At 48.9% G+C, this 12,324-nt stretch carries 10 protein-coding genes; 5 read left to right on the forward strand and 5 right to left on the reverse strand.

Annotation, left to right across the window (positions count from 1 at the left end):
* The first annotated feature begins 9 nt into the window (after positions 1-9).
* The 3 genes from EL628_RS17210 to EL628_RS17220 all read left to right on the forward strand — a co-directional run bounded on the left by EL628_RS17210 (position 10) and on the right by EL628_RS17220 (position 4,505).
* Positions 10-558, forward strand: a complete 549-nt coding sequence (locus EL628_RS17210) for a DUF4870 domain-containing protein (protein WP_126581150.1) — start codon at positions 10-12, stop codon at positions 556-558.
* 249 nt (positions 559-807) lie between these two features.
* Positions 808-2,181 carry a S53 family peptidase gene (locus EL628_RS17215; protein WP_126581151.1) on the forward strand — a complete coding sequence of 458 codons (1,374 nt, stop codon included), beginning with the start codon at positions 808-810 and terminating at the stop codon, positions 2,179-2,181.
* 476 nt (positions 2,182-2,657) lie between these two features.
* On the forward strand, positions 2,658-4,505 hold the full coding sequence (locus tag EL628_RS17220) for a DUF5696 domain-containing protein (RefSeq protein ID WP_126581152.1): 1,848 nt from the start codon (positions 2,658-2,660) through the stop codon (positions 4,503-4,505).
* Between the two features lie 9 nt (positions 4,506-4,514).
* Here EL628_RS17220 and EL628_RS17225 read toward each other — a convergent pair whose 3' ends face one another.
* Positions 4,515-6,302, reverse strand: a complete 1,788-nt coding sequence (locus tag EL628_RS17225; RefSeq protein ID WP_161975566.1) for a WD40 repeat domain-containing serine/threonine protein kinase — start codon at positions 6,300-6,302, stop codon at positions 4,515-4,517.
* Positions 6,303-6,608: 306 nt separating this feature from the next.
* Here EL628_RS17225 and EL628_RS17230 point away from each other — a divergent pair, with 306 nt between their 5' ends.
* Positions 6,609-6,905 (forward strand): GlsB/YeaQ/YmgE family stress response membrane protein, encoded by a 297-nt coding sequence (locus EL628_RS17230; protein WP_126581154.1) that lies wholly within the window; start codon positions 6,609-6,611, stop codon positions 6,903-6,905.
* Positions 6,906-7,050: 145 nt separating this feature from the next.
* On the opposite strand, the gene EL628_RS30140 is transcribed toward EL628_RS17230, so the two are convergent.
* The 4 genes from EL628_RS30140 to EL628_RS29855 all read right to left on the reverse strand — a co-directional run bounded on the left by EL628_RS30140 (position 7,051) and on the right by EL628_RS29855 (position 11,356).
* Entirely contained in the window at positions 7,051-7,383 is a 333-nt protein-coding gene (locus tag EL628_RS30140; protein WP_126581155.1) for a hypothetical protein, read from the reverse strand.
* Between the two features lie 457 nt (positions 7,384-7,840).
* Positions 7,841-9,988: a peptidase domain-containing ABC transporter gene (locus EL628_RS17240; protein ID WP_218028941.1), complete on the reverse strand. Its 2,148-nt coding sequence runs from the start codon at positions 9,986-9,988 to the stop codon at positions 7,841-7,843.
* A 168-nt stretch (positions 9,989-10,156) separates the two neighbouring features.
* On the reverse strand, positions 10,157-10,750 hold the full coding sequence (locus EL628_RS17245; protein ID WP_126581157.1) for a hypothetical protein: 594 nt from the start codon (positions 10,748-10,750) through the stop codon (positions 10,157-10,159).
* A gap of 282 nt (positions 10,751-11,032) precedes the next feature.
* A complete protein-coding gene (locus EL628_RS29855; RefSeq protein ID WP_161975567.1) occupies positions 11,033-11,356 on the reverse strand; it encodes a hypothetical protein in 324 nt (107 codons plus the stop codon).
* A 442-nt stretch (positions 11,357-11,798) separates the two neighbouring features.
* Between EL628_RS29855 and EL628_RS17255 the strand changes: the two genes are divergently transcribed.
* Positions 11,799-12,146, forward strand: coding sequence for a peptide chain release factor family protein (locus tag EL628_RS17255; RefSeq protein ID WP_126581158.1), 348 nt, complete (start codon positions 11,799-11,801; stop codon positions 12,144-12,146).
* The last annotated feature ends 178 nt before the right edge of the window (positions 12,147-12,324 follow it).

Raw genomic sequence — 12,324 nt, forward strand, 5'->3', positions numbered from 1 at the left:
GCAACCACCATGCAATCTTTTCAGAGCAATGATCATAGCCAGCACCAGACACGGGAACACCATCAAGCTTACGAGCAACAGTGGTATGCACAGCAGCAAGGCTACGGGCCCGTTGGGGCAGCCTCACAGCAGGGTCCAGCCCCGCAACAACCATACTACGTTGCAATCCCTTATCCTTACGCATCCCCCAATAGCGGTCCTGGTGCTGAAAGCAAATTATTGGCCGGGGTCAGTTATCTAGGCTTCTGGTTAACCGGTCTCGTGCTGCTACTGTTTGTTCGTGAGAACACATTTGTACGTTTCCATGCGCTTCAATCCACCCTCTTTTTTGGGGCGATCAATATCTACTATATTGTGTTTGCTTTTCTGCTCCATAATCACGTACCGTTTTTGATTGGCTTCCCTGCAGGACTGGTGTTTGTTCTGATCAATATTGTTGGCGTCATTGGCTGGTTTGTCGGCTTTATTGGTGCACTTGCAGGGAAACAGAGTAAGTTGCCCTTTGTTGGCGATCGGGCTCAACGTATGGCGCAGAACCCCATGGCGACTGTTAAATAGCTCATGCCTCTACAAAAAGTAAGCCCGAATAGGTTTTCAATACCCAAAACAGCGCATGGGACCAGTTTCGTGAGCATAGCGAGAAAAGAACGATCCCCAGACCTCTTCCTGAGGACAGGTACAATGATTAAAGACACAAGAAAAAAGCACAACCTGTTGCAATGGGTCTCTTCTCAGCTAGTTTTTGTCTGGCCTGATTATTCTCCAGAAAACAGAGTTGGGATTGTGTGGTAGAAAGGGAAGTCATTCATGCGCTATGCTCTCCGTCTCTTAGTACGTCACTATCTATTGTTCTGCCTGTGCTGCTGGGGATTTGTCTGGAGTAGTACTTCAGTAGTTGCCAGCTCTGTACAGATGACGAGTAGACCTTATGGAGCGATGTCTATAATTGCTCATGGTCAGAAAGGGCTGCGCTGGAGGCAGACGCAGGCCCCAACAGGAGCAGATTGTCAACAAACATTAGGAACAAATTGTTATACACCTCAACAGTTGCAGCAGGCCTATGCCTTAACGCCGCTTCTCCATGCCGGAAACAATGGGAGTGGACAGACCATTGTCATTGTCAATTCGTTTGGCAGTCCAACAATTAAACAGGATCTACAACAATTTGATGCTGACTATGGCCTGCCGGATCCTCCTTCTTTTCAGATTCTGGCACCTCTGGGGTCTGTACCTTTTGATGCCAATAATGCGGATCAAGTAAGTTGGGCAGAAGAGACCTCTCTGGATGTAGAATGGGCTCATGCAATGGCTCCTGGAGCTAGTATTGCACTTCTGACCAGTCCAGTCTCAGAGACCCAGGGTGTTCAGGGGATGCCTCAGTTCCTTTCCCTGGAGAACTACGCAATCCAACATCATCTGGGACAGATCATCTCACAAAGCTGGGGAACAACCGAAAATACGTTGCTTACCTCTACTGGATATGGTGTGCTCACTGCATTCAATGGTCTATACAAAATGGCCGCACAGCAGCAGATCACGGTGCTGGCAGCCTCCGGCGATTCAGGGGCTGCAAATGTCGATGTAAACGGAAATCTTTATAGCACCCCAACCGTCAATTTTCCTGCCTCATCCCCCTGGGTGACTGCAGTTGGTGGTACTACGCTAGAGGCGGCCAATGACGGGACCTATCAAAGCGAAACGACCTGGAATAGCGGGGGAGGCAGTACTGGCGGTGGCATAAGCCAACATTTCTTATTACCTGACTATCAGAAGCATTATCTGACCCCTTCAGCATTGAATCTCCTTCATGGTTTTCGCGGTGTCCCTGATGTGGCAAGTGTTGCCGATCCTGCAACGGGAGTACCAGTCTACTTCAGTTTCCTCTCTGAAGCTTATGCAGGCTATTGGATCTTTGGTGGTACCAGCCTCAGTACGCCACTATGGGCGGGATTAGTCGCCGATGCAAATCAAGCGCTGGGACATCCACTCGGTTTTCTTAATACCCGGCTCTATCAAATCGAGTCTCATCCAGGAAAGGCTGGACTGGCCTTTCACGATATCATTCACGGCAATAACAGCCAGAGCGATATCCCTGGCTATAATGCGGAGATAGGTTGGGACCCCGTCACTGGTCTGGGATCACCCATTGCCTCTGCCCTGCTGAAGGCCTGGCGTTCATAATCCCTTTTTTGGCGATAAAATTGTCTGAGAAAGTAGAAACCATCTATGGGGTCCGAGGCCATCATGAATGATGGGCCCTACCTTCTCAGGCGATAAATCGCTCTTTTGCTCGATGTGTATTTTAATTCGCTCGGGGTCCGAGGCCATCATAAATAACGGTCCCTACCTTCTCAGGCGATAAATCGCTCTTTTTCTTGATATATATCGTAATTTGTTCGTAAACTGTTATCTGTGATAACCGTGGTGACTCACTCCGCTCTCTTGTCTCCTTATGATCTCTACGGAGCTCTCAATGCCTCTGGTCCTGGCTGGTTCTTCTTCTTTTACGCACACGCCAGTACTGATATATCCACTAAGTCTAAGACTCTACCAAAAACCTGAATGTATTTACTACAAAAAAGAGCTTTCCAGTGTTTTAGCTAATGAGGACATTTCCAAACTCAATCAGCAATCTTCTATGAAAAGGAAAACATTCTATGAGTGAAATTATCTGGCACGCTGAGAATGAATACATCGACGTAACCTTCTATCAAGATGCCTCAGCCGATATCCTGGATAAAGGCACCCAGACGCGCTGGCACATGGGCCATGTGGTCTTACAAGAGGATAATCCAATCGATGTGGGGCATGTCTGGCTTCGTACCGAGCGTTCAATGTGCGAGGAATATCCAGGACGATTTCAGGGCGAACGTAGCGGTGATGAGATCCGCTTCACCTTACTTGGGCGGGAGAGGCGCGAAGTTGGACAGTTTAGCTGTCAGTTCCAATTACAGGGCCCAAAATTTATCGTAAGCATTGTGGAGATTGCAGAAAGCATTCCCAGCCTGATGTTCCCTCCGGCCATTGAATCAGAGAGCCTTGTGCTGCCAATGGGCGTTGGCAAATGGCTACGCAATCCTCTAGCTGAACGCCGCTTCTGGCTCTATCCCAGCCATCTCAATATGCGCTGGTTTGGTGGACTCAGAGGGCAGGCTGGCTGGATTGCGATTGTTGAGGATGGCTATGTCAATGGAGGAGTCCATGCCCATACATTACGCGCCACACCAGGGTGGCTTAAATCACTGGGCCAATGGCGTGGAAAACGAACGATCTCTTATCAGTTTGTGAGTGGAGACTACGTCACACTGGCTAAAACCTATCGAGCTTATGCGCTTGCACATGGACTGCATCGCTCTCTGACAGAGAAGATCCAGCAGACCCCTGCCTTGAACAACTTCCTCGGCGGTCGTCTCCTTTCCTTTATGCAGGCTAATTCCGTTACGGCAGAGCGCGAAGAGGATAGTTTACAGCCATCAGAAGAGGCAGCCAGACTGGAGAAACAGAACCCCCAGGTAGGCATCACCCATAAACAGGCGACACAATTAATAACAGCGGCAGTTGAGCAAGGCCTGAAGAAGGGCCTGGTCGTGCTTCGTGGTTGGATTAAAGGGGGGTACGATGAGACGCATCCCGACATCTGGCCACCAGATCCAGCCGTAGGCACACAGGAAGAGCTTCAAGAGACGCTCGAACTGCACGATTCCTTTACAGTCGCACTACATGATAATTATCAGGATATCTATCAACAATCGGCAAGCTGGCCTCAGGGCGTTATTCGCACGAGATCTGGTGACCCTATGCCCGGAGGATTATGGAGTGGAGGGCAGGCATATATTCTCAATGCCCGTGATGGACTGGCTTATGCACAACGCAACTGGGAACAGATCAAGACACTCCGTCCACGAGCGATGTTTATTGATACAACCATCGCCGTCCAATTCTATGAGTCCTATGAACAGGGCAATGAACTAACACGGGCTCAGGATGAAGCACTCAAACAAGAACTATTGCAATTCTATAAAGATCAAGGACAGGTTCTGGGGAGTGAAGAGGGAGCAGACTTTGGAGTCCCATTTGTCGACTGGATTGAGAATCGCCATGGACGTATTGCAGGCGTCTCGATTCCACTCTGGCCACTGGTCTTTCACGATGCCGCTTTCAGTACACGCTATGGTCCGCCCCCACAGCATTCAGAATCGGCACAAAGCTCCGCTCCACGCTGGTTGACCGATATGCTCTGGGGTTATCCCCTGATCTGGGGTTTCTCCAAGGCCCAACAGGGCAATGAGCGTCTGTCAGAGATTGCGGATATGAGCCACGTTGATCAATGGCTCGAACGCATAGGGACCCAGGAAATGCTCTCGCACCGCTATGTAAGCGCTGATGGAGAAGTTGAAGAGACAACCTTTGCTTCGGGAGACTCAATCATCGTTAATTTCTCAGACTACGATCGAGAGATTGAAGGCGAGTATCTCCCAGCGCATAGCTATCGGCTACGTCACTAGGAACCTCTACTAATCCACCTGCCAGACCTGAACCATGCCGTTACCATTGGCAGAAACGATATGCTTATTATCGGAAAGCCAGGTAATGGCATAGGTTGAGGCAGTATGAACCTGATATGATCTACTGACACCTGCTGGATGAGAGAGCAAGGTCGAAGGTGATCCCTCGACTCTCCAGGCATGCACAATATGGTCTTTACTTCCAGACGCCAACCAGTTCCCATCTGGCGACCAGGCCAGAGCCATGATCCAATCAGTATGGCCACGATGTACCATCACCTGATGCCCTTTATTACCTGGCTCCCACACATGAATAGTATGATCTTCACCAGCAGTAGCTAACTTCGAACCGTCGGGCGACCAGGCTAAAGCACGTACCCAGCTATTGTGCTGGCGATGGGTAAAGAGCTTCCGACCTGTCAGCGCCTCCCAGACCTGAACCTCATTTTTCGAGCCTGAGGCGATATATTTCCCCTGAGGAGACCACGCAAGAGCGCGGACCCAGGAGGTGTGTCCACGATAAACAAACTCTTCCCGACCACTGGTAGCATCCCAGAGATGAATCGTGTTATTTGTGCCACTACTGGTCGACGCCAGCAATTTTCCATCCGGTGACCATGCAACTGCCGAGACCATCCCTGTATGCAGATCATAGCTGGCAAGTCGCTCTCCAGTCAGTGAATTCCAGATCTGAAGTGTTCGATCGAGGCTTGCCGATGCAATCTGTTGACCAGATGGCGACCAGGCCAGCATAGTCACACCGCCTGAATGACCTCGATATATAAGCGTGCTAGCCCCTGTAGTGGCCCCGCGCACCTGTACCGTCTTATCATGACCTCCATAAGCAATCCGGCGTCGATCAGGAGACCACGCGACCGCATAGATCATCTCTGCACTCTGCCGTTCGGCCACAAAGCTCTGTTCAGGAGCTGAAGGTGAAAGGAGGGCAATTGTTGTCGAAGATGGAGCCTCGGATTGTCTCTGATCCGCCAGATATGCCTGTTCGAACAGACGCGCAAAGTCTTGAATCTGCGCAAAACGCTGCTGAGGATCTTTCTGCAATGCTCGCAAGACAATCGCTTCCAGAGCGGGCGAAATGGTTGGAATCTGATCGTGCAGCGGTGGTGGCTCGGTCAGAGCATGTTGGACAGCCACCTCCTCAAAGGTCCCCTGGAAAGGTCGTTTGCCACACAGCCACTCATACACAATCACACCTAGAGCATATTGATCGCTGGCGGGCAGAGGTCGCCCCCTGGCCTGTTCAGGGGCCATATACATAATAGTGCCAGACACATCGTGAGCCCCACTGGGTGCCGAACTTTGCGCGATAACGGCCAGCCCAAAATCGCTCAGCAGAATCTCCTCATGGGTTCCCAACAACATATTCTCTGGCTTAATATCACGATGAATATAGTGCTCATCGTGGGCATACTGAAGCGCAGATGCGATCTGTTTTACATACGAGACAATCATGGGAAGATGCAGGCGCGTTCCTCGAGGATAGCGTTGACGTAAAGAGCCATGTAAAGCGTAGCTCATCACCAAAAATGGAACATGATCACTTACCCCAAAATCCAGAACACGGACGATATGGGGATGCTCTAAACGTGCAATCGTGCGGGCCTCATTACGAAACTGTTCGACCTCTTCGGGTGCAAGGCGTGTGTCAAGAACCTTGATGGCCGCCAATGTTCCCAGGTGAATATGCTCGCCTAGATAAACATCAGCAAAGCCACCGCGTCCCAGGACACGGGTAAGATGATAATGACCTAGTTGTTGGCCAACGCGGTCGGGCATAGTGTATCTTTCTAGCGTCTTCTTAACGGCTCTTTTCCTGGGCATTCATTTATAAAAGATTGTAGGTGAGTAGCAATAAAACTGTCAATAGGATAAGCGCCTTTTCGTCGCAAGATAAGAAAGCTTAAGGGAGCTTTAAAGAATGCTTAGTCTATTTTTAGATCCTCCAAAAAGTGTATCCTTTATTTAAAAGGCATCCGTATAGTAAATATAACGGAGACGAAGTACAGTTCTCCATTCATAAATCACATTTTCGGAATTAACGTTTCTTGCTTACATAGAACTGAAAAAAGAAGGAGCAAAGACATGGCTGTTGCAAATTTTATTCTTGCTGACATTAATCTGACTGGTGTCATCTGGTGGCTGCTCGTAGGCCTGATCGCTGGCGCACTGGCAAGCCTGGTTATGCGTGGTGGTGGTTATGGTATCCTTGGGGACATTGTGGTTGGCCTGATTGGTGCACTGATTGGTGGTTTCCTGGTTAGCCTGATTGGCCTCGGCGCAACTGGTTTCTGGACTGAGATTGTGGTTGCATTCATTGGTGCCTGTGTCTTGATTGCTATCCTGCGCATGGTCTCTGGTAGTGCTCGCCGCCGCATCTAAGCCGTCTGCGCATCCATAAAAAATAAACAAAAAGCACCAGGGACATCCCATGTGAGATGTCCCTGGTGCTTTGTTGGTCTACTCCCGATGGACGGATGAGAATCTCCGACTGTCATAAGAGATTCAATCGTGCATCAGCGATAATTTAATGGTGATGTCCGCCGTGTCCACCGTGGTGGTGCCCACCATGTCCGCCGTGGTGATGTCCACCATGTCCACCGTGATGATGTCCACCATGGTGATGGCCGCCATGTCCACCGTGGTGATGTCCACCATGATGATGGTAATTGCTATAACTATTATAATAATCGCTGTAATTATTACCATAGCCACAGCCGCCATTGGCTCCCGTCACCTTGTCCAGATCCTCCTCCGCAATCTCCATCAGACCCAATTCGTCTTTCAGGGTCTCTGATGCGACACTGGGAGTATTATGAGCGAGCGCTTTTTTGATGATGTTGGCAAAAAGAATGCTCATAAGTTGATCTCGGTCCTTTCTTTGTGTACGAAACACAACACGCATCGATAGAGAACTCTATCTGATAGGCATGATTATATTCGCATATCAATTTATGGTCAAACTCCTCTTTTTGAAAGATGTTACATATTTACAATAAATTGTGCTAAAATAATCGCCATATAAGACCTTTCAAAATATAAATACTTTCTATACAACTTCTACATGGAGAAATGAGTACCTTGCAGGAAGAGAAACGGCAGAGGAAGGTCTTGGAAAGTGTTTAAGCGTAGTGAAGAGCTTGCGGAGGGCTCCGGACAGACGGGAAGCCACTTGAAACAGGCTGCTACTGCAAAGCTCTAGCCTCTGGAGTGGAGGAATCACCACTTTCCAGCAAACTTTCGCAGACAAAAAATTACCCGCTCAATTGAGCGGGTAATTTCTGGCCTTCAGGGCTACTGTCCAGGATGGACCAGCATTACACCCGTCGAGCTTCACCTTCTTCTAACTGGCTGTAAATCAATTGAGCATAATACCCATTCATCGCCAGCAGTTCTTCATGGCTCCCTTGCTCTATGATAGAACCTTGATCCAACACAATGATATGATCTGCATAGCGAACCGTACTCAGACGATGGGCGATGAGAATCTGGGTGCAGGGGAGCTGTTTAAGGTTCTGCTCCACTGTCTTTTCAGTTAAGACATCCAGGGCGCTGGTTGCTTCATCCAACAAGAGGATACGGGGTTTATGGGCAATGGCTCGTGCAATTGCCAGCCGTTGACGCTGCCCACCTGAGAGGGCATTCCCATTCTCGGAGACATAGGTCTCATAGCCCATCGGCATCTGAAGAATATCTTCATGAAGCTCGGCCAATTGGGCTGCGTGCATAACCTCCTCCATAGGGAGATCGGGATTGCTGAAGGCGATATTATGGCGCACTGAGCCACTAAAAATGTGCGCATTCTGGGTCACCGTCCCAAATTGGTTGCGTACTGCTTGATAATCCATCCCCGCAAGAGGGATACCATCATACAAAATCGTACCTGCTGTCGGTAAATTAATGCCCAAGAGTAAACTCCCAAGAGTTGTCTTGCCAGAGCCAGTACGCCCCACCAGGGCGATCCTCTGACCAGGCTGAATAGTCAATGTAATCTTAGAGAGGACATTAGGAAGCTGTGAATCATAGGTAAAATCGACATCTTGCAATTGAATCTGACCACTCAATTGAGGTGGTGCGGCCACCTCATGAAGATCTTGTTCTGTCTCAGTCTCCATCACATCAGCAAGACGGATCAGGTGGGAACGCACCGTCTGAAGCTGTTGCCCACTACTCACAAGTGAACTGAGAGGCGCCAGAAAAGAGCCCGCGAGAGCATTTAAGGCGAGCATTGTGCCAAGCTCGATACTCCCATTCAAAACCTGTATCGTTCCAATCCACAAAAAGACCAGCGGCGCAAGAGCCTGAAGGGTTGAGATAATAATTCCAATCGAAGAAGAGAAAAAACTCAAACGCACAGAGACATTCAACTGCTCGACATAGAGATTCGACCATTGCTGAAAAGCTCGCTGCTCAGCCCCCGCCGCTTTCAGCGTCTCTATCCCTGCCAGCATCTCTGCTACATTCCCCTGCGTCTTCCCCCCTGCCTCCAGTTCCCGGCTAATCAGATGGCGAATAGGAGCATTTGTCACAACCAGAAGGATAACCTGCAAACAACCAATAATCACTACCGCTGTACCAAACATCCAGGACTGCGAGAGCAGGATAAACAGGTACAAAACAACAAGGCTCCCATCCAGAATGGTTGAGACTAACTGATTACTGACAACATTTCTGATCACTGTATTGCTCGACACACGCGCAAGAATATCTCCACTGGAACGCTGTTGAAAATACCGCTGAGGCAACATTAACAGATGATCAAAAAAATTTGCGCTCATTGAGAGGTCAATCCGCGTCTGTAAGGAGATTAAGAGTGTTGAGCGTAGAAAGAGAATAACGGTCTCCCCAGCCAGGACGATCAGCATACCAAGCCCCAACAATGTGAGAACCGAATACATCTGATGAGGGATAATCTGATCAACAATAATCTTAGTAAAGAGTGGAAACGTCAACCCAAGCACTTGTAGGAGTAACGAGGCGAGGAGAATCTGGACTAACATCCAGGGAGCTTGCTTGACGTACTGTATGATATACGATCGAAGTGTCAGAACACGCGGTCGCCCTTTCTGGGAAAAGTGCTCACCTGGTTCTAACAGCAGCATCACGCCAGTAAAGCCCTGGTTAAACTCTTCTGGACTTAACCGTCTCCGACCAAGAGCTGGATCAACGACATCCACATACTGCGGAGTCCAATGCTCAATAACAAGAAAGTGATTAAACTCCCAATGCGCAATCGCAGGAAGAGGCGCAAAACGAAGGTCAGTATTTTGCACCGAGAGTGCTCGCACACGCAGTCCGTAATGACGCGCCGTTTGCACAATCGCACGAGCTGTCAGACCATCACGCCCAATTGTATGATGATTACGAATCTCAGTAATATCCGTTTTTCGACCATAATAGCACAAAATCATTGCCAGACAGGCAGCACCACATTCAACGGCCGTCATCTGCAAAACCTGGGGCACACGACGATGAAATCCTCCGGGCCAATGAGAAAATCGAGACCAGAGCTTTGAACGATGACCGCTTGATGGCGGAGTGACTGACGACGCACCCCCCGGTGGAGATTCACAGGAATCTGAGCAGGAATCTGAAGGAGTAGGCCTGGATTGTTTTTGTAAATCTTCCATTGTCTATCTTCCAATCAACTGATTGATTTCAGGGAGTAACGAAAGGACGTTCTGTTCACCAACCTGGACCTGCGCCTTGACCTGGCTCCCCACATACGCATGAGTTGAAAGAGGCTTCTGCGGCTGCACTAGAAGCGTGACAACAGGTTGTTGGAGGCTCTGAGCCTCATTGGAGGAGAGATGATAGCGTTTCTGGGCTTCGACCGGACCCAGGACCTCAGATGTCACCTCTCTCACTGTTGCCAACATATGAGTGTTGTCTGCTCCAATCTGAATCTCTACACGCTCGCCAGGATGCAAACGCGAAGCATAGGCCGATGGCACAAAAAGCCGGAATTTTGCTGTTTCGGATGCCCTGGATGTTTCAGATGCCCCTGTCACTGACGTTGTTGATTGTTCAATCAGACCTGTTGCAGCCACATACTGAGGAACCTTACTTTCCCATGCAATCACAAGGGCCAGTACGCACAGTCCAAATAAGATCCATGTGCAGATGAAAAAGGGTGGGGTAATCAGACGCGGTAATACATCCCTCTCTTTCTTCTGCATGTAGTATTTCAAGGCTTGTTCACGAAAAAGCTGACGTTGTGCTGGCATCTTTGACACCTCTCTCTAACGGAGGCTGGCTTTCTCTTGTCATCCTCACCCCTTCAAAGGAAGGAGAGACATAGAGAAAAAGCTTCCCTGCTTTCATCTGAGAATGAAGGTAGTAAACAACTACGTTCTTTCCCGTGGTAAGTGCCCTCAAGATCTGGATAATGGTTTTCTCGATAAGAGACTTGATTCTGTGCCTGCTCCACCCTTCTCTCTTTTAGGAGCACAACAGGTGAAGCAAGCACAGTTACTGTTAGAGCACAAGAGGCTCTAACAGTACACTCACTAGTGACCGTGTCCGTGGCCACCATGACCGCCATGACCGCCATGATGATGTCCACCATGACCACCGTGGTGATGTCCACCATGACCACCATGATGATGTCCACCATGACCACCATGATGATGTCCATTACCACCATTATTATTATTGTCGTTGCCGTTACCACCGTTATTGAAGTAATCGTAATATCCGGAATTATCGTAGTTATTGAAGTTATCGTAGTTATTTCCGTTGTTACAATTACCACCAACAACGATCATCAGTTCGTCATCGGTTAACTCAATGACACTGGCCAGCTCTGCGAGCTCGAAAGTATGTAAACTCATGGGATAAGTGTCCTTTCTTGATAACACACGGTTCTTTTTTCATCTGATGTTTCGGTTGTTCCGAAACAGCGAGCTACGAGATCGAGAATCGTTCTCGCTAGTGATAATTTACTGAATAACCTTACGCCGGTCAAGCACAACATTTATAAATAATGGAATATTTTCACTATTTTTGTAGGTGATAATATCTGCTTTTTTTCTTTCTTGGACTCCTGGCGCTTCTGTAAACGGCTAATGCATGGAGAAAAGAACACCATTGGAGGTTTTCTCACCACTTTCCATTGATCGCTAAAATGGTTGGTATGGTTCTGCTCTGGCCTATCAGTTGCCTCTCTTGCATCTTTTTCTAGAGACTTGTTTCGTCAGCGTTTTCCAGGTATGATGAGGATGAGGAAGGTTGGCTTCCTTCTGTCCACTATCCCTCAAGCTGGAGATATACTGTATGACGGATCTCTATGCAGTCGATCGAGAGTCTTTAGAGCGTGACTGCACACTTGAATTTTTTATTGCGGGCGGCCCGGGCGGTCAGCATCGCAATAAAGTAGAGACAGGCGTTCGTCTGACCCACCGCCCCAGTGGTCAGGTGATTACAGCAACCGAACGTCGCTCACAACATGCCAATCGCGAAGCCGCTTATGAGCGTATGGCTACGCGTCTGATCGCTCGTCAATATGTACCAACGCCACGCACAAACACGCGACCGACTCTGGCAAGTCGCGAACGTCATCGCGTAGCTAAACAGCGCACTGCAAACGTAAAAAAGATGCGCCAATCGCCTGTTCATGAGTAAGGAGGAACAAATGAGTAGCTATCGTCCCTGCTTTTACCATCTGCCTTTACCCTTATCAGGAGCGTTGATCGCCCTCTTCCGAGCGACAACGCTCCCACCTTTTTCTCTCTCGTAGCTGCTTCTCGCCTATTCCTCTGACTCCCTTTTTGCTCCAGCTCCAGCTATCCTTCGCCGAACC

Source organism: Tengunoibacter tsumagoiensis, from assembly GCF_003967535.1.
Taxonomy (GTDB): domain Bacteria; phylum Chloroflexota; class Ktedonobacteria; order Ktedonobacterales; family Ktedonobacteraceae; genus Tengunoibacter; species Tengunoibacter tsumagoiensis.

What these genes read in the sequence shown, in the direction of transcription:
- EL628_RS17210 (WP_126581150.1), top strand. Translation starts at nt 10, where the DNA reads ATGCAATCTTTTCAGAGCAATGATCATAGCCAGCACCAGACACGGGAA.
- EL628_RS17215 (WP_126581151.1), top strand. Translation starts at nt 808, where the DNA reads ATGCGCTATGCTCTCCGTCTCTTAGTACGTCACTATCTATTGTTCTGC.
- EL628_RS17220 (WP_126581152.1), top strand. Translation starts at nt 2,658, where the DNA reads ATGAGTGAAATTATCTGGCACGCTGAGAATGAATACATCGACGTAACC.
- EL628_RS17225 (WP_161975566.1), bottom strand. Translation starts at nt 6,302, where the DNA reads ATGCCCGACCGCGTTGGCCAACAACTAGGTCATTATCATCTTACCCGT.
- EL628_RS17230 (WP_126581154.1), top strand. Translation starts at nt 6,609, where the DNA reads ATGGCTGTTGCAAATTTTATTCTTGCTGACATTAATCTGACTGGTGTC.
- EL628_RS30140 (WP_126581155.1), bottom strand. Translation starts at nt 7,383, where the DNA reads ATGAGCATTCTTTTTGCCAACATCATCAAAAAAGCGCTCGCTCATAAT.
- EL628_RS17245 (WP_126581157.1), bottom strand. Translation starts at nt 10,750, where the DNA reads ATGCCAGCACAACGTCAGCTTTTTCGTGAACAAGCCTTGAAATACTAC.
- EL628_RS29855 (WP_161975567.1), bottom strand. Translation starts at nt 11,356, where the DNA reads ATGAGTTTACATACTTTCGAGCTCGCAGAGCTGGCCAGTGTCATTGAG.
- EL628_RS17255 (WP_126581158.1), top strand. Translation starts at nt 11,799, where the DNA reads ATGACGGATCTCTATGCAGTCGATCGAGAGTCTTTAGAGCGTGACTGC.